We start from the raw sequence: 15,785 nt of genomic DNA on the forward strand, positions 1-15,785 counted from the left end.
AACGCGCCCAACACCGCAACTGGCCACCACCCCAACCAGCCACCGTCACGATCACCAAGCGAGACACGAATTAAGTCACCGGCATTGGGCCTAGGGCGTGTCTTCGGGGCGTCTTCCCGACAGGTTGTCGGGAAAGTGTTGCGGGCGGGGCGCCGGGCGTGATGGGATGGGTGCTGCGGTTAGGTCTGCCTAACTAGGGAGGCGCCATGTCGAGCACCACCCCCGCCCCGGAGCGCGCGCCGCGCGGCACCGGAGCCGGAGAGTCCGCCCGCCGCGCTCAGGGGGAGCCGATGCGCGCGCTGCTGGCCGCGTGCGCGGCCGCGGAGGCGGTGTCCACCCCGCCGGTGCCCGAGCGCGGGAAGGCGGCGCCGGTCGAGGCCGTGCCCGCCGAGGCTCCGCGCGCCGCCTGAGCGAGCCGCCTCAGGCGATCACGACCACCTTGGTGTCGCGCGGCGCGAAGTCCCAGAGCAGCTGGCCGTCCTCGCGGCTGCTGCGGATACCGCCGGTCTTGGCCTGCGGGTCGGTGGTCGGCGTGGCGCCGTCCACGGCCGCGCTGAAGCCGAACACGACGCCGTTCTGCTGGGCGAAGCGCACCACGTGCTCGATCTGCCGCCCGTCCGTGCCCGTGGTGGTCGGGGTCCTGCTGTAGACGGGGTAGCTGCCGGGAGTCGGCTCCACCGTGCCCGGCGTGACCGCGAAGGCGGCCACCACCTGGGGGGTCTTCTTGGGGTCGACCAGCCAGACGTAGTGGCTGCCGACCGAGTAGACGACCCGCAGCCCGCTGCCGGAAGTCGTCGGCAGCGTGGGGACGGTCGGGGTGGCCGGGGCCGACGGGGTGGCCGGGGCGGCCGGATCGTTCGACACCGAGGCCGTGCTCGCGCTCGGGCGGACGCCGCCGGCGCGGTCCTGCGCACCGTTGGCCTGGAAGGCCAGCAGGCTCACCACCGCCAGGGCCCCCAGGGTCAGCCCGGTGACCACCACTCCAGGACCCATCTTCGCCACGTGCCGCTCCCACCGCCGTCCAAAACCGTCCGCCCCATCGTGCCAGGTTCACCCGGCGAGCCCGCATCGTGCCGGACGTGTGTTCCGAAACGGAACGCGCTGTCGATCGGGCGGAGCAGGTCCGGCCGTCCCGACCGCCGCCGACCGGTCTAACCTTGACCCCGTGCTGCTGCTCGCGTTCGACACCGCCACCCCCGCCGTCACCGCCGCCGTCCACGACGGCACGGCCGTCCTCGCCGAGACCGACCAGGTCGACGCCAGGCGCCACGGCGAACTGCTCCTGCCCGCCATCGACCGGGTGCTGCGGGCGGCCGGCGTCGACAAGCACCGGCTCACCGGCATCGCGGTCGGCGTCGGCCCGGGCCCGTACACCGGCCTGCGAGTCGGCCTGGTGACCGCCGCCGCGCTCGGCCACGCGCTCGGCCTGCCCGTGCACGGCGTCTGCACCCTGGACGCGATCGCCCACCAGGCCCGGGCCGAGGGCCTGGCCGGGCAGCCGTTCACGGTGGCCACCGACGCGCGCCGCAAGGAGGTCTACTGGGCCTCGTACGACGCCGAGGGCCGCCGGACCGATGGGCCCGCCGTGGACCGCCCGGCCGAGCTGACCCCGCGGCCGCGGGCCGTCGGCGCCGGCGCGCTGCTCTACCCGGACGCCTTCCCCGGCGCGCACGGCCCCGAGCACGTCTCGGCCGGCGCGCTCGCCGCCTTCGCCGCCGCCGAGCTGGCCGCCGGGCGCGAGCTGCTCCCCAACGTCCCGCTCTACCTGCGCCGCCCGGACGCCCAGGTGCCCGCCGGCTACAAGGCGGTGCTCCCGGCGTGAACGGCGACACCACCCTGCGCCGGATGCGCTGGTGGGACATCGCGCCGGTGATGGAACTGGAGCTGCGGCTCTTTCCCGAGGACGCCTGGTCCACCGGGATGTACTGGTCCGAGCTGGCCGAGACCCACCCCGGCGGCACCCGCCACTACACCGTCGCCACCACCCGCGACGGCGCCGTCGTCGGCTACGCCGGACTGATGGCGGTGGCCGGCGAGGGCGACGTGCAGACCATCGCCGTCGACGAGCGCCACCAGGGCGCCGGCCTCGGCGCGGCACTGCTCACCGACCTGATTCAGGAGGCCGCCCGGCGGGGCTGCGCCGAACTGCTGCTGGAGGTGCGGGTGGACAACCCGCGCGCCCAGCGGCTGTACGAGCGCTTCGGCTTCGAGCCGGTCGGCATCCGGCGCGGCTACTACCAGCCCGCCAACGTCGACGCGCTGGTGATGCGCCTCGACGACCCGCAAACGGACGCGCCTCAGAAAGACGTGAAGGACACCCGCCATGGCTGACGAACCGCTCGTCCTCGGTATCGAGACCTCCTGCGACGAGACCGGCGTCGGCATCGTGCGCGGCACCACGCTGCTCGCCGACGCGGTCGCCTCCAGCGTCAACGACCACGCCCGGTTCGGCGGCGTCGTCCCCGAGATCGCCAGCCGCGCGCACCTGGAGGCGATGGTCCCGACCATCCAGCGCGCCCTGGACACCGCCGGGGTCAGGGCGGGCGACCTGGACGGGATCGCCGTCACCGCCGGCCCGGGCCTCGCGGGCGCGCTGCTGGTCGGCGTCAGCGCCGCCAAGGCCTACGCCTGGGCGCTGGACAAGCCGCTGTACGGGGTCAACCACCTCGCCTCGCACATCTGCGTGGACCAGCTGGAGCACGGCCGGCTGCCGTCGCCCACGATGGCCCTGCTGGTCTCCGGCGGGCACTCCTCGCTGCTCCTCAGCGAGGACATCACCAGCGACGTCCGCCCGCTCGGCGCGACCATCGACGACGCGGCCGGAGAGGCCTTCGACAAGGTCGCCCGGGTGCTCGGCCTGGGCTTCCCCGGCGGCCCGGTGGTGGACCGCACCGCCCGCGAGGGGGACCGCAGGGCGATCGCCTTCCCGCGCGGCCTGACCGGCCCCAGGGACCCGGAGTACGACTTCTCCTTCTCGGGCCTGAAGACCGCCGTCGCCCGCTGGGTGGAGGCGAAGCGCCGGGCCGGCGAGGAGGTGCCGGTCGCCGACGTGGCGGCGTCCTTCCAGGAGGCGGTCACCGACGTGCTGACCCGCAAGGCCGTCAAGGCGTGCAGGGACAACGGCGTCGACCACCTGATGATCGGCGGCGGGGTGGCGGCCAACTCGCGGCTGCGGGAGATGGCCCAGCAGCGCTGCGACAAGGCGGGCATCCGGCTGCGGGTGCCGCGCCCCGGCCTGTGCACCGACAACGGCGCGATGGTCGCCGCGCTCGGCGCCGAGATGGTCTGGCGGGACCGCGCGCCGTCCGCCTTCGACCTCTCCGCCGACTCCTCGCTGCCCGTCACCGAGACGCACGTACCGGCGGTGGCGTCCGGGCACGGCGACGTCCACGGCCAGGCCTACCAGGCCCTCGGCGGTGGCCGGTGAGCACCACCGCCGCGATGTGGGAGGCCCGGGCCGCCGACGGGCGGGCCGCCGAGCTGACCGCCTGGGTGCACGCCGTCGCCCTGCCCGCCCTGCGCGGCGCGGCCGGTCTGGTCCGCACCGAGCTGTTCAGCGCCCCGGGCGAGCGGGTGCTGCTGATCACCTGGTGGACCGGCGAGCCCGTTCCGCTCGCCGAGCCGCCGGCCGGCCTGCTCGGCCGCCCGGTGCACCGCTGGTCCTTCACCAGCGAGCACGTCGAGCCATGAGGACGGGAACCGCCGCGCCGGCCGCTACCGTGCTCTAGGGCGAGACGGCTGGACGGATCCGGGGAGCGCGGCGCGGTGAAGAAGTACGGGCGGAGCAGGACGAAGACGTACGCGGTGGGGGCGCTGGCGCTGCTGGCCGCCGCCACCGGGTGCGGCAGCAGCGGTGGCGGTACGCCGGCGGCGGCCGGCGGCACACCGTCCACCGCGGCCCACCCCTCGGGCGGCGGCGCGCAGACCCCGGCGGCCGCCGCGGCCACCACGCCCGCCGCACCACCGGCCGCCGGGGACCCGGCGGCCTGGGCGAAGTGGAACCTCAAGCCGCTGGCGCCCGCCCCGGCCGCGCCCGCCGACAAGCCGATCAAACTCGAACGGACCGGCACCGTACCGGTGTTCAGCGATGTGAAGACGGCCGACAAGGTCGTCTTCATCACCATCGACGACGGCGCCGAGAAGGACCCGAAGTTCGTCGAGATGCTGACCGACCTCAAGGTGCCGGTCTCGATGTTCCTGACCCGGGACATCGTCAAGGACAACTACGGCTACTTCAAGCCGCTCCAGGCGCTCGGCAACCACATCCACAACCACACCGTGGACCACGCCCAGATGAGCAAGGTCCCGCCGGAGAAGCAGAAGTCCGAGATCTGCGACGCCCAGTCCGCGCTCACCCAGCAGTACGGCACCGCGCCGCTGCTGTTCCGCCCACCCTACGGGGACGGCGCCAACACCCTGGCGCTGAACGGCTCGGTGCAGCAGTGCGGACCGCGGGCCATCGTGCTCTGGCGCGAGTCGATGCAGATCCACGACATGCAGTACCAGGCGGCGGACAAGAAGCTGAAGCCCGGCGACATCGTCCTCGCCCACTTCCGGGGCCCGAAGGACCTCAAGGGCGAGACGATGACGCAGATGTTCGGCGAGATGCTGGCCCGCATCCAGGAGCAGGGCTTCGCGGTGGCCCGGCTCGAGGACTACATTCAGGCGCCCCCGGCCTGATCCGCCGCCACCTGATCCGCCGCCGTCCCGGCCGTCACCGGCCGGCCCAGCATCATCAGCGGGCCCCGGTCGGTGCGGCTGAGGATCACCGTGACGCTGTTCGGCCCGGACGGCTTCAGCTGCCGGCGCAGCTCCTCGGGGGTGATCGCCATCCCGCGCTTCTTGATCACCACCGTGCCGACGGCCCGTTCGCGCAGCAGCGCCTTCAGCTTCTTGATGTGGAACGGCAGCACGTCGGTGAGCTCGTACGCGTGCGCGTACGGGGTGGCGACCAGGCGGTCCGAGGTGAGGTAGGCGATCTTCGGGTCGATCAGCCGGCCGCCCACCTGGCCGGCCACCTCGGCGACCAGGTGGGCGCGGATCACCGCGCCGTCCGGCTCGTACAGGTAGCGGCCGACCGGTCCGGCGGGCGGGTCGGGCAGGTCGCCGCCGGTCAGCGTGGTGCCGTGCGGCAGCAGGGTGGCGCGGTGCGGGTGCCCGGCCCCGGTGCCGAACCAGAGCACCGCCTCCTTGACGTCCCCGTGGTCGGAGACCCACTCGGCCTCGGCGTCGGCCGGGACGGCCTCGTGCGGGATGCCCGGCGCGACCTTCAGCGCGCCGACCGGGGTGCGGCGGCCGGCCTCGATCGCCCAGGAGAGCGGCGGGGCGTACGCCTCCGGGTCGAACACCCGGCCGCGTGACGTCCGGCGGGCCGGGTCGGTGAAGACCGCGTCGTAGCCGGTGACATCGATGTCGGCGACGTCCGCGCAGCGCACCTCCACCAGGTCGGACAGGCCCAGCGCGGCCGCGTTCGCGGCGGTGGCGGCACAGGCCGCCGGGTCCCGGTCGACGGCGAGCACCTCGATCCCGGCCCGGGCCAGCGCCAGGACGTCCCCGCCGATGCCGCAGCAGAGGTCGGCCAGCCGGCGCACGCCCAGCCCGGCGAAGCGCCGCGCCCGCCACTCGGCGACGCTGCGCCGGGTGGACTGCTCGACCCCGTTGGGCGTGAAGTACATCAGGTCGGCGTCCGGGCCGAACTTCGCCCGGGCCCGCTGCCGCAGCCGGGCCTGCCCGAACGCCGCCGACACCAGCTCGGCCGGGTGCTCCCGCCGCAGCCGGGTGGCCAGGGCCAGCTCCTCCTCGGGCGCGAACTCACGCAGTTCGGCGAGCAGGGACTGCCCCTCGGGGGTCAGCAGGGGCTGCAGGTTCTCGGTCTCCACCCGGTCATTCTCCCCGGTCCCGGGCCCGGCGCGACGCGTCGTCGGCCGCCTGCCCGCAGGCCCCGGTGCGCCGTGGGCCCACCGCGCCACGCGCAACACGAGGGCGCGCCGTTGGCACTCTGGTTGACTGAGTGCTAACCGCACCCTATGGTCGTCCTTGGCACTCTCCACCTGGTGAGTGCTAACGCGATGAAGCGTGTCTGACCCCCGCGACGGCAGGCTCGCAGGTTCGCCCCTACCCGTTAGAAAACCCCGTAATCTCCGAAGGGGAGCTCGGACGTGACCACCAGCAGCAAGGTTGCCATCAAGCCGCTCGAGGACCGCATTGTGGTCCAGCCGCTCGACGCCGAGACCACCACGGCCTCCGGCCTGGTCATCCCGGACACGGCCAAGGAGAAGCCCCAGGAGGGCGTCGTCCTGGCCGTCGGCCCGGGCCGCTTCGAGGACGGCCAGCGTCTGCCGCTCGATGTCGCCGTCGGCGACATCGTCCTGTACTCGAAGTACGGCGGCACCGAGGTGAAGTACCAGGGCGAGGAGTACCTCGTCCTCTCGGCTCGCGACGTTCTCGCCATCATCGAGAAGTAACGCGACGTCGGGAAGCAAGACGTTCCAGCCCGCCCCGGATCCGTGTCCCAGTGACAGGGGCCCGGGGCGTGGTTGTTGGTTCACGTAGTTTCAGCGGTCGGTGGGCCGGCCGCAGCCCCGAGGGAATAGGGAACATGGCGAAGATCCTGCAGTTCGACGAGGACGCCCGCCGCTCGCTGGAGCGCGGTGTGAACAAGCTGGCCGACACCGTCAAGGTGACCATCGGCCCCAAGGGCCGCAACGTCGTCATCGACAAGAAGTTCGGCGCCCCGACCATCACCAACGACGGTGTCACCATCGCCCGTGAGGTCGAGCTGGACGACCCGTACGAGAACCTTGGCGCGCAGCTCGTCAAGGAGGTCGCCACCAAGACCAACGACGTCGCGGGTGACGGCACCACCACCGCCACCGTGCTGGCCCAGGCCCTGGTCAACGAGGGTCTGCGCAACGTCGCCGCCGGCGCCGGCCCGGCCGCCCTGAAGAAGGGCATCGACAAGGCCGTCGCCGCCGTCTCCGAGCACCTGCTCTCCATCGCCCGCGAGATCGAGGGCAAGGACGACGTCGCCGCCGTCGCGTCCCTCTCCGCGCAGGACACCCAGGTCGGCGAGCTGATCGCCGAGGCGATCGACAAGGTCGGCAAGGACGGTGTCATCACCGTCGAGGAGTCGAACACCTTCGGCGTGGAGCTGGACTTCACCGAGGGCATGCAGTTCGACAAGGGCTACCTGTCGCCGTACTTCGTCACCGACGCGGAGCGGCAGGAGGCGGTCCTGGAGGACCCGTACATCCTGATCAACCAGGGCAAGATCTCCTCCATCCAGGAGCTGCTGCCGCTGCTGGAGAAGATCCTCCAGGGCGGTTCCTCGAAGCCGCTGCTGATCATCGCCGAGGACGTCGACGGCGAGGCGCTGTCGACCCTCGTGGTGAACAAGATCCGCGGCACCTTCAACGCGGTCGCCGTCAAGGCCCCGGGCTTCGGCGACCGCCGCAAGGCGATCCTCGGCGACCTGGCCACCCTGACCGGTGCCACCGTCATCTCCGAGGAGGTCGGCCTCAAGCTCGACCAGGCCGGTGTGGACGTGCTGGGCACCGCCCGCCGCGTGACCATCACCAAGGACGAGACCACCGTCGTCGACGGCGCCGGTGACACCGAGGCCGTGGCCGGCCGCGTCGCCCAGATCAAGGGCGAGATCGCGAACACCGACTCCGACTGGGACCGCGAGAAGCTGCAGGAGCGCCTGGCCAAGCTGGCCGGCGGCGTCTGCGTCATCAAGGTCGGCGCCGCCACCGAGGTGGAGCTGAAGGAGCGCAAGCACCGCCTGGAGGACGCCATCTCGGCGACCCGTGCCGCGGTCGAGGAGGGCATCGTCGCCGGCGGTGGTGCCTCCCTGGTGCACGCCGCCAAGGTGCTGGAGGACGGCCTGGGCCTGTCGGGCGACGAGGCGACCGGTGTCGCGGTCGTCCGCAAGGCGCTGGCCGAGCCGCTGCGCTGGATCGCCCAGAACGCCGGCCTGGAGGGCTACGTCATCACCTCCAAGGTCGCCGAGCTGGAGGCGGGCCAGGGCTACAACGCCGCCACCGGCGAGTACGGCGACCTGGTGAAGGCCGGCGTCATCGACCCGGTCAAGGTCACCCGCTCCGCGCTGGAGAACGCCGCCTCGATCGCCTCCCTGCTGCTCACCACCGAGACCCTCGTGGTGGAGAAGAAGGAGGACGAGGAGGCCGGTCACGGTCACTCGCACGGTGGCCACGGCCACTCCCACTGACGTCTGATCAGTGACCGCAGGCCCGGTCCGCTCCCCTCGGGGACGCGGGCCGGGCCTGCGGCGTATGGGCCGGTGGTCTGCTTCGGGATTCAACTATCAGATGAATTTTGCTTATAGCAAAGTTTGCCTTATAACTGAGTCATGATCGAGGCCCGCCATCTGCGCGTTCTGCGTGCCGTCGCCCGCACCGGCTCCTTCTCCGCGGCCGCTCGCGAGCTGGGCTGTACGCAGCCTGCCATCAGCCAGCAGATGAAGGCCCTGGAGAAGTCCGTCGACACCCCGCTGGTGGTCCGGTCCGGGCGGGGCATGCAGCTCAGCGAGGCCGGGCGGGTGCTGCTCAAGCATGCCACCGGGATCCTGGCCGGGCTCTCGGCCGCCGAGGAGGAGGTCGCGGCGATCGCCGGGCTGCGGGCCGGCCGGGTGCGGCTGGTCTCCTTCCCGACCGCGAGCTCCACCCTGGTGCCGCCGGCCGTCGCCCGGCTGCGGGACGGCCATCCGGGGGTGCGCGTGTCGCTGGTCGAGGCGGAACCGCCGGAGTCGCTGGCGATGCTGCGCGGCGGGGAGTGCGAGATCGCGCTGGCCTTCCGCTACCCGCAGGCGGCCGGGGCCGCCCCGGCCCTGCCGGCGCCGCCCGCGCACGGCGTGCCGCGCGAAGCGCGGGCGGAGGCGAACCTGGAGGCGCAGCAGCTCACCGCCGTCACCGACTGGTCCGACCTGGTGGTCACCCCGCTGCTGGACGACCCGATGGTCGGCGTGCTGCCCGCCGCGCACCCGCTGGCGGGGCGCCGCGGCGGGCCGGTGGAGCTGGCGGAGCTGGCGGCGGAGCAGTGGATCGCGGGCTGCCCGCAGTGCCGGGGGCATCTGGTGGAGCTGTGCGCGGGGGCGGGCTTCGAGCCCCGGATCGACTTCGCGACCGACGACTACCCGGCGGTGGTCGGCCTGGTGGCGGCCGGGCTCGGGGTGGCGGTGCTGCCGGGGCTGGCGCTGGAGTCGGTGCGCCCTGACGGCGTGTCCACGGTGCCGGTGCGGACCGCCTCGGGGGCGCCGGCGGTGCGGCAGGTGGTCGCCCTGACCCTGCCGGACCTCGCGGAGGTGCCGGCCGTGGCGCTGATGCTGGAGCGGCTGGCGGGCGCGGCCGGCGGACGCTGACCCGGGGTCGTACGGCGCCAGAGCGGCCTGAAGCGCCGCGAAGAAACGTTTCTCCACGGCGTGGCGCGGGTTTGCGATTAGTGCTGTACCCCCGTCGGCGCGACCAGCGGTACCTCTACCAGACGGTGCCGCGAGCGGCCCATCATCTCCTCGCGCTCGTCCTCGGTCAGACCTCCCCAGACGCCGTACGGCTCGCGGACCGCCAGCGCGTGCGCGGCGCACTCGGTGCGCACCGGGCAGCGCATGCAGACCTCCTTGGCGCTGGCCTCGCGCGAACTGCGCGCGGCCCCGCGCTCGCCCTCGGGGTGGAAGAAGAGCGAGCTGTCCACGCCGCGGCAGGCCGCGGAGAGCTGCCAGTCCCAGAGGTCCGCGTTGGGGCCGGGGAGGCGGGAGAAATCTGCCATGGCTCATTCCCTTCAGAGGCTCGTCGGCCGCCGGCCGGCCCCAGCGGGGTGTTGCTGTGCGGCGCGGCGAGGCTTCGATGCGCTGGTGTGGACACCTGGAAATATGACTTAAGGCAACTCCATGGACAAGTCACCCACAGAGTGGCACAACAGTCAATGACCGTAGAAAAGCTATAAAAAAGGGCAAAGAGGGCATGGGCTCCGGCGGGCGCGGACGTGGCAATCGGGTGGCCCGCGGGCGCGCGCGACTCCGTACCCGTGTGCGGGTCGTACGCCGACCGCGCGCGAGCGGCACAAAAGTGCGGCGTGTGCACCGCGATGCGGCTGATCGGTAATGGGTTGGCCACGTACAGTGGTGGAGATGGCTCTGAAAGCCGTAACTCATTCGAGTGACGGTCGTTGGAAGTGCGGAGGCGGCAAGCGGGCGCCGGATGTCGGGAACGATCGCGGGGAGTAGCGGCGATCGGCCCGGAGTCCGTCGTCGACCGGCCGTGTCGGAGAGATTCGTACCAGCCAGGAGGCTCAACGTGACGCGGATCAGCTGCGGAGGACGACGGTCATGACTTCCGTTCTCGTTTGCGACGATTCCCCGCTTGCCCGCGAGGCGCTTCGCCGCGCGGTCGCGACCGTACCCGGTGTCGACCGGGTCACCACCGCGACGAACGGGGAGGAGGTCCTCCGCCGCTGGGTGGCCGACCGCTCCGATCTCGTTCTGATGGACGTCCGGATGCCCGGCCTCGGCGGGGTCGAGACGGTCCGCCGGCTGCTGTCCGCCGACCCGGGCGCGCGGATCATCATGCTCACCGTCGCCGAGGACCTCGACGGCGTCGCCCTCGCGGTGGCCGCGGGCGCCCGCGGGTACCTGCACAAGGACGCCTCGCGCGCCGAGCTGCGGGCCACCGTCACCCAGGCCCTCGCCGACCCGACCTGGCGGCTCGCCCCGCGCCGGCTGCGCAGCCCCGACATGGGCGCGGCGCCCACGTTGACGGCGCGTGAGATCCAGGTGCTGGAGGGTATGAGCCACGGTCGCAGCAATGCCGAGATCGGCCGCGAGCTCTTCCTCTCCGAGGACACCGTCAAGACCCACGCCCGGCGGCTGTTCAAGAAGCTCGGCGCCTCGGACCGTGCGCACGCGGTGGCGCTGGGCTTCCGCTGGGGCCTGGTCCGCTGACCACCGGCGGCCCCGCCGGTCGCGGCGCGCTGCTCGCGATTCCCAGGACAGGCCCCGCACAGGCGTGTGACGTTACGGTCCCGAGGTTGCACCATGGAGGAGTGGAGCACCTCGGGGACCAGCGGACAGGCACTGCGGCGAACCACACGGCCGCAGGACACTCGGCGGACAGCGCGACGGACAGGACCACCGACGGCGGCGGGGCGGGAGGCGGCACGGTGCAGGAGGGGCCGGTGGTGCGCGACGGTGTGGCGTACGATGCCGCACCGCATAACGTTCCGGTGCACAACTCCGGACGCGGTGCCGCGTTTTCCCGCTCGACCAGGCACCATGGACCGATGCGTGACGACGTGGCCGGTACTCCCGGCGAGGCGGACCCGGTGGAGGCCGAGCCCTCCGGCGCGGGCCACGACGCGTCGTACGCGGATCCCGGCGAGGCAGGCCCCGGCCGTCCGCCGGTGCTCGGCGGCGGGAGTTCGCCGCTGGTCGGCGAGCTGGTCGCGGCCGCCGTACGCGGCGAGGGCCCGGCGATCGACGCGCTGCTCGCCTATGTCCACCCGCTGGCGCTGCGGTACTGCCGGGGCCGGCTGGTCCGGCTGCCGGGTGGTGCCCGGCACCATGTGGACGACGTCGCCCAGGAGGTCTGCGTGGCGGTGCTCTGCGCGCTGCCGCGCTACCGGGACCAGGGGCGGCCCTTCGAGGCCTTCGTCTACGGCATCGCCGCGCACAAGATCGCCGATCTGCAGCGGGCCGCGATGCGCGGGCCCGGCTCGACGGTGGTCCCGCAGGACGACCTGCCCGAGGTGCCGGACGAGGCGCTCGGCCCGGAGGAGCGGGCGCTGCTGAGCAGCGACGCGGCCTGGGCCAAGGAACTGCTCTCCAACCTGCCGGCCCGTCAGCGCGAGCTGGTGCTGTTGCGGGTGGCCGCCGGGCTGTCGGCGGAGGAGACCGGCGAGGTGCTCGGGATGTCGCCCGGCGCCGTCCGGGTCGCGCAGCACCGGGCGCTCAGCCGGCTGCGGGCGCTCGCGGAGGAGTCCTCCTGATCCTGGCCCGGGGCGGAATGGCTCATGGGCGGCCGGTGTTGTCAAGGGCACACGAGGACACATTCGCGGTGCCAGTACGATGGGGTATCGGCGCCTGGGCGGGTCGCCAAAGTTTCGTGGGTGCGGGCGGGGTTCCCCTGGAGGTTCCTCCAAGGCACCGAGCGTTTCGGCGGCCTGAGCGAGTGAGCGATGACAGCGCCCCCACCCTCAGGGCGCGAGCGGAATAGGCCGGCCACGGAAGGTACCCCGAAATGTCTTACAACGCCGCAGGCGTACCCGAGAAGTTCGCGATGCTCGGGCTCACGTACGACGACGTCCTGCTGCTGCCCGGGGCCTCCGAGGTGCTGCCGAACCAGGTCGACACCTCCTCGCGAGTCTCCCGGAACGTGCGCGTCAACATCCCGCTGCTCTCCGCGGCGATGGACAAGGTCACCGAGTCGCGGATGGCGATCGCGATGGCCCGCCAGGGCGGCGTCGGCGTCCTGCACCGCAATCTCTCCGTCGAGGACCAGGCCAACCAGGTCGACCTGGTGAAGCGCTCCGAGTCCGGCATGGTGACCGACCCGATCACGGTCGGCCCGGAGACCACCCTGGCCGAGGCCGACGCGCTCTGTGCGAAGTTCCGGATCAGCGGTGTGCCGATCGCGGACGAGGCGGGCAAGCTGCTCGGCATCGTCACCAACCGTGACATGGCCTTCGAGTCGGACCGCAGCCGCCAGGTCCGCGAGATCATGACCCCGATGCCGCTGATCACCGGCAGGGTCGGCATCTCCGGCGAGGACGCGATCGGGCTGCTCCGCCGCCACAAGATCGAGAAGCTCCCGCTGGTCGACGACGAGGGCCGGATCAAGGGCCTGATCACCGTCAAGGACTTCGTCAAGGCCGAGAAGTACCCGAACGCCGCCAAGGACGCCGAGGGCCGGCTGCTGGTCGGTGCCGCCGTCGGCGCCAGCGCCGAGGCGTTCGACCGGGCCCAGGCCCTGGTCGAGGCCGGGGTGGACTTCCTGGTCGTGGACACCTCGCACGGGCACAGCCACAACGCGCTGGCCTGGATCGCCAAGATCAAGTCGGCCGTCAAGGTCGACGTGGTCGGCGGCAACGTCGCCACCCGTGACGGCGCCCAGGCGCTGATCGACGCCGGCGTGGACGGCGTCAAGGTCGGCGTCGGCCCCGGCTCCATCTGCACCACCCGGGTGGTCGCCGGCATCGGCGTCCCGCAGGTCACCGCGATCTACGAGGCCGCGCTCGCCTGCCAGGCGGCCGGCGTGCCGGTGATCGGCGACGGCGGCCTGCAGTACTCCGGCGACATCGGCAAGGCGCTCGCCGCCGGCGCCGACACCGTGATGCTGGGCTCGCTGCTGGCCGGCTGCGAGGAGTCCCCGGGCGAGCTGCAGTTCATCAACGGCAAGCAGTTCAAGTCCTACCGCGGCATGGGCTCGCTGGGCGCCATGCAGTCCCGCGGCCAGGGCCGCTCGTACTCCAAGGACCGTTACTTCCAGGCCGAGGTGGCCTCGGACGACAAGCTCGTCCCCGAGGGCATCGAGGGCCAGGTGCCCTACCGCGGTCCGCTGTCCGCCGTGCTGCACCAGCTGGTCGGCGGTCTGCGCCAGACCATGGGCTACGTCGGCGCCGCCACCATCGCCGAGATGGAGAGCAAGGGCCGGTTCGTCCGGATCACCTCGGCGGGCCTCAAGGAGAGCCACCCGCACGACATCCAGATGACCGTCGAGGCGCCGAACTACACCACGCGCTGACACCGTCCGCCCGAGGGGCCCGCCACCGCGGGCCCCTCAGGCGTGTCCGGCTCCTGCGCCGGGAGGGACGCGCCCCTCGCCGAGCCGAAGGAGCGTGCCGAGCCGAAGGGGCGTCCCGGAGGCGAGCGCGCGAGTAACAGCGCGTGCGGGATACTGGGGACGGCCGGGGTGACCCGGCGGGTACGAGCAACAAACCAGAAGGGCTCGAAGTGACTGAGATCGAGATCGGGCGAGGCAAGCGCGGCCGCCGGGCGTATTCCTTCGACGACATCGCCGTCGTCCCCAGCCGTCGTACGCGGGACCCGAAGGAGGTCTCGATCGCCTGGCAGATCGACGCCTACCGTTTCGAGCTGCCGTTCCTGGCCGCCCCGATGGACAGCGTGGTCTCCCCGCAGCAGGCCATCACCATCGGCCGCCTCGGCGGTCTCGGTGTGCTCAACCTCGAAGGCCTGTGGACCCGCTACGAGGACCCGCAGCCGCTGCTCGACGAGATCGCCCGGCTCGACGACGAGGCCGCCGCCACCCGCCGCCTGCAGGAGATCTACGCCGCGCCGATCCGCGCCGAGCTGATCAAGCAGCGGATCCAGGAGGTGCGCGACTCCGGCGTGGTCACCGCCGCCGCGCTCTCCCCGCAGCGCACCGCAGAGTTCTCCAAGGCCGTCGTCGACGCCGGTGTCGACGTCTTCGTCATCCGCGGCACCACCGTCTCCGCCGAGCACGTCTCCGGCGCCGCCGAGCCGCTCAACCTCAAGCAGTTCATCTACGAGCTGGACGTCCCGGTCATCGTCGGCGGCTGTGCCACCTACACCGCCGCGCTGCACCTGATGCGCACCGGCGCGGCCGGCGTGCTGGTCGGCTTCGGCGGCGGCGCCGCCCACACCACCCGCGGCGTGCTCGGCATCCAGGTGCCGATGGCCACCGCCGTCGCCGACGTGGCCGCCGCCCGTCGCGACTACATGGACGAGTCCGGCGGCCGCTACGTCCACGTGATCGCGGACGGCGGCGTCGGCTACAGCGGCGACCTGGCCAAGGCCATCGCCTGCGGCGCCGACGCGGTGATGATCGGCGCGGCGCTGGCCCGGGCCACCGACGCCCCCGGCCGTGGCTTCCACTGGGGCATGGAGGCCGTCCACGAGGAGCTGCCGCGCGGCAAGCGGGTGGACCTCGGCACCGTCGGCACCACCGAGGAGATCCTCACCGGCCCGTCGCACACCCCCGACGGCACCATGAACCTGTTCGGCGCGCTGCGCCGTGCCATGGCCACCACCGGCTACTCGGAGCTCAAGGAGTTCCAGCGGGTCGAGGTGACCGTCAACCCGGCGCTCAACCACCGCTGAGCCCGGTCACGCACGGTTGACGAGGCCCCCACCGGACACCGCCCGGTGGGGGCCTCGTCGCTCCGGGTCAGTCCCGGGAGGCCGTGCGGCGGGTCAGGATGAAGCCGCCGATCAGGGCGATGCCGTAGAAGGCGACGTCCAGCAGCCGGCGGTCCTCGCGCCAGAGCGTCAGCGCGTCGCCGAGCAGCTCGCCGTACGGGGTGCCCGCCAGCTCGTGCAGACGCCGGGTCTGGCCCAGCAGCTGGCCGAGGAAGAGCGCGCCGGCCGCGAGCGCCGCGCCGAGCAGCGGCAGGACCCGGCTGTGGCCGCCCAGCCGGCCGAGCGGCCAGGCGACGGCGGCGGCCGGGGCGATCGCCAGCCAGCCGATGGTGTCCTGCACCCGGGCCGGCGCGCTGCCGTACGCCAGGGCGCCGAGCAGCATCGCGGCGGCGGCGGTCGCGGCGGCCAGGCCGGTGCGGTGGTGCCGGCCGTCGGCGGCGGGCGCGGGCGCGGGTTCGTAACCGGCCACCGGGGCGCCGGGCATACCGGGGGCGACATAGCCCTCGGGGGTGTCCGGTTCGGGCGCGACCGAGTAGTGCTGAGCCGTTCGTGGCCGTCCCGACTGGCCGTCAGCGCCCGGTGTGGGTGCGGTCATGGGCGTCGAATCCCCCCGGAAAGACTGTGAGCTGCCGAACGCTAGCAGCGCCCGGGCCCGGCC

At 72.9% G+C, this 15,785-nt stretch carries 17 protein-coding genes; 13 read left to right on the forward strand and 4 right to left on the reverse strand.

Annotated features, from left to right (window positions below; genetic code table 11):
- The first annotated feature begins 206 nt into the window (after window positions 1-206).
- Entirely contained in the window at window positions 207-410 is a 204-nt protein-coding gene (locus ACIP82_RS11485; RefSeq protein WP_363605531.1) for a hypothetical protein, read from the forward strand.
- A gap of 10 nt (window positions 411-420) precedes the next feature.
- Here the strand turns inward: ACIP82_RS11485 and ACIP82_RS11490 are convergent, their stop codons facing one another.
- Complete coding sequence (locus tag ACIP82_RS11490) at window positions 421-993, reverse strand: hypothetical protein (RefSeq protein WP_400653310.1); 573 nt, start codon at window positions 991-993, stop codon at window positions 421-423.
- A 172-nt stretch (window positions 994-1,165) separates the two neighbouring features.
- On the opposite strand from ACIP82_RS11490, the gene tsaB reads away from it, so the two are divergent.
- From tsaB to ACIP82_RS11515, 5 genes are all read left to right on the forward strand, one after another.
- On the forward strand, window positions 1,166-1,822 hold the full coding sequence (tsaB, locus tag ACIP82_RS11495; protein WP_400653059.1) for a tRNA (adenosine(37)-N6)-threonylcarbamoyltransferase complex dimerization subunit type 1 TsaB: 657 nt from the start codon (window positions 1,166-1,168) through the stop codon (window positions 1,820-1,822).
- Between the two features lie 23 nt (window positions 1,823-1,845).
- Entirely contained in the window at window positions 1,846-2,331 is a 486-nt protein-coding gene (gene rimI, locus ACIP82_RS11500) for a ribosomal protein S18-alanine N-acetyltransferase (RefSeq protein WP_363605795.1), read from the forward strand.
- A complete protein-coding gene (gene tsaD, locus ACIP82_RS11505; protein ID WP_363605533.1) occupies window positions 2,324-3,427 on the forward strand; it encodes a tRNA (adenosine(37)-N6)-threonylcarbamoyltransferase complex transferase subunit TsaD in 1,104 nt (367 codons plus the stop codon). Before rimI ends, tsaD begins: the two co-directional genes overlap by 8 nt.
- Window positions 3,424-3,690, forward strand: a complete 267-nt coding sequence (locus tag ACIP82_RS11510) for a hypothetical protein (protein ID WP_400653061.1) — start codon at window positions 3,424-3,426, stop codon at window positions 3,688-3,690. The genes tsaD and ACIP82_RS11510 overlap by 4 nt, the downstream gene beginning before the upstream one ends.
- Window positions 3,691-3,765: 75 nt before the next feature.
- Entirely contained in the window at window positions 3,766-4,680 is a 915-nt protein-coding gene (locus ACIP82_RS11515) for a polysaccharide deacetylase family protein (RefSeq protein WP_400653063.1), read from the forward strand.
- Here the strand turns inward: ACIP82_RS11515 and ACIP82_RS11520 are convergent.
- Complete coding sequence (locus tag ACIP82_RS11520) at window positions 4,662-5,879, reverse strand: methyltransferase domain-containing protein (RefSeq protein ID WP_400653064.1); 1,218 nt, start codon at window positions 5,877-5,879, stop codon at window positions 4,662-4,664. The genes ACIP82_RS11515 and ACIP82_RS11520 overlap by 19 nt on opposite strands.
- Window positions 5,880-6,158: 279 nt before the next feature.
- Here ACIP82_RS11520 and groES point away from each other — a divergent pair, with 279 nt between their 5' ends.
- From groES to ACIP82_RS11535, 3 genes are all read left to right on the forward strand, one after another.
- Window positions 6,159-6,464: a co-chaperone GroES gene (groES, locus tag ACIP82_RS11525; protein ID WP_014136232.1), complete on the forward strand. Its 306-nt coding sequence runs from the start codon at window positions 6,159-6,161 to the stop codon at window positions 6,462-6,464.
- 134 nt (window positions 6,465-6,598) lie between these two features.
- Window positions 6,599-8,230 carry a chaperonin GroEL gene (gene groL, locus ACIP82_RS11530; protein ID WP_363605537.1) on the forward strand — a complete coding sequence of 544 codons (1,632 nt, stop codon included), beginning with the start codon at window positions 6,599-6,601 and terminating at the stop codon, window positions 8,228-8,230.
- Window positions 8,231-8,371: 141 nt separating this feature from the next.
- Window positions 8,372-9,379, forward strand: coding sequence for a LysR family transcriptional regulator (locus ACIP82_RS11535; protein WP_400653067.1), 1,008 nt, complete (start codon window positions 8,372-8,374; stop codon window positions 9,377-9,379).
- Window positions 9,380-9,456: 77 nt separating this feature from the next.
- Here the strand turns inward: ACIP82_RS11535 and ACIP82_RS11540 are convergent, their stop codons facing one another.
- A complete protein-coding gene (locus ACIP82_RS11540; protein WP_363605540.1) occupies window positions 9,457-9,783 on the reverse strand; it encodes a WhiB family transcriptional regulator in 327 nt (108 codons plus the stop codon).
- Between the two features lie 559 nt (window positions 9,784-10,342).
- Between ACIP82_RS11540 and ACIP82_RS11545 the strand changes: the two genes are divergently transcribed.
- The 4 genes from ACIP82_RS11545 to ACIP82_RS11560 all read left to right on the forward strand — a co-directional run bounded on the left by ACIP82_RS11545 (window position 10,343) and on the right by ACIP82_RS11560 (window position 15,088).
- A complete protein-coding gene (locus ACIP82_RS11545; protein WP_014136228.1) occupies window positions 10,343-10,954 on the forward strand; it encodes a response regulator transcription factor in 612 nt (203 codons plus the stop codon).
- Window positions 10,955-11,292: 338 nt separating this feature from the next.
- Window positions 11,293-11,997 (forward strand): sigma-70 family RNA polymerase sigma factor, encoded by a 705-nt coding sequence (locus ACIP82_RS11550; protein ID WP_363605541.1) that lies wholly within the window; start codon window positions 11,293-11,295, stop codon window positions 11,995-11,997.
- Window positions 11,998-12,248: 251 nt separating this feature from the next.
- Window positions 12,249-13,751 (forward strand): IMP dehydrogenase, encoded by a 1,503-nt coding sequence (gene guaB / locus ACIP82_RS11555; RefSeq protein WP_363605543.1) that lies wholly within the window; start codon window positions 12,249-12,251, stop codon window positions 13,749-13,751.
- A 209-nt stretch (window positions 13,752-13,960) separates the two neighbouring features.
- Window positions 13,961-15,088, forward strand: coding sequence for a GuaB3 family IMP dehydrogenase-related protein (locus ACIP82_RS11560; protein WP_363605544.1), 1,128 nt, complete (start codon window positions 13,961-13,963; stop codon window positions 15,086-15,088).
- A 67-nt stretch (window positions 15,089-15,155) separates the two neighbouring features.
- Here the strand turns inward: ACIP82_RS11560 and ACIP82_RS11565 are convergent, their stop codons facing one another.
- On the reverse strand, window positions 15,156-15,722 hold the full coding sequence (locus ACIP82_RS11565; protein ID WP_400653071.1) for a hypothetical protein: 567 nt from the start codon (window positions 15,720-15,722) through the stop codon (window positions 15,156-15,158).
- Window positions 15,723-15,785: the final 63 nt, after the last annotated feature.

It is taken from the genome of Kitasatospora sp. NPDC088548, from assembly GCF_044753005.1.
Lineage (GTDB): Bacteria > Actinomycetota > Actinomycetes > Streptomycetales > Streptomycetaceae > Kitasatospora.

Excerpts from the sequence above, each read along its gene's own strand:
- ACIP82_RS11485 (WP_363605531.1), top strand. The coding sequence starts at position 207 with ATGTCGAGCACCACCCCCGCCCCGGAGCGCGCGCCGCGCGGCACCGGA.
- ACIP82_RS11490 (WP_400653310.1), bottom strand. The coding sequence starts at position 993 with ATGGGTCCTGGAGTGGTGGTCACCGGGCTGACCCTGGGGGCCCTGGCG.
- rimI (WP_363605795.1), top strand. The coding sequence starts at position 1,846 with ATGCGCTGGTGGGACATCGCGCCGGTGATGGAACTGGAGCTGCGGCTC.
- tsaD (WP_363605533.1), top strand. The coding sequence starts at position 2,324 with ATGGCTGACGAACCGCTCGTCCTCGGTATCGAGACCTCCTGCGACGAG.
- groL (WP_363605537.1), top strand. The coding sequence starts at position 6,599 with ATGGCGAAGATCCTGCAGTTCGACGAGGACGCCCGCCGCTCGCTGGAG.
- ACIP82_RS11535 (WP_400653067.1), top strand. The coding sequence starts at position 8,372 with ATGATCGAGGCCCGCCATCTGCGCGTTCTGCGTGCCGTCGCCCGCACC.
- ACIP82_RS11540 (WP_363605540.1), bottom strand. The coding sequence starts at position 9,783 with ATGGCAGATTTCTCCCGCCTCCCCGGCCCCAACGCGGACCTCTGGGAC.
- ACIP82_RS11545 (WP_014136228.1), top strand. The coding sequence starts at position 10,343 with ATGACTTCCGTTCTCGTTTGCGACGATTCCCCGCTTGCCCGCGAGGCG.
- ACIP82_RS11550 (WP_363605541.1), top strand. The coding sequence starts at position 11,293 with ATGCGTGACGACGTGGCCGGTACTCCCGGCGAGGCGGACCCGGTGGAG.
- guaB (WP_363605543.1), top strand. The coding sequence starts at position 12,249 with ATGTCTTACAACGCCGCAGGCGTACCCGAGAAGTTCGCGATGCTCGGG.
- ACIP82_RS11565 (WP_400653071.1), bottom strand. The coding sequence starts at position 15,722 with ATGACCGCACCCACACCGGGCGCTGACGGCCAGTCGGGACGGCCACGA.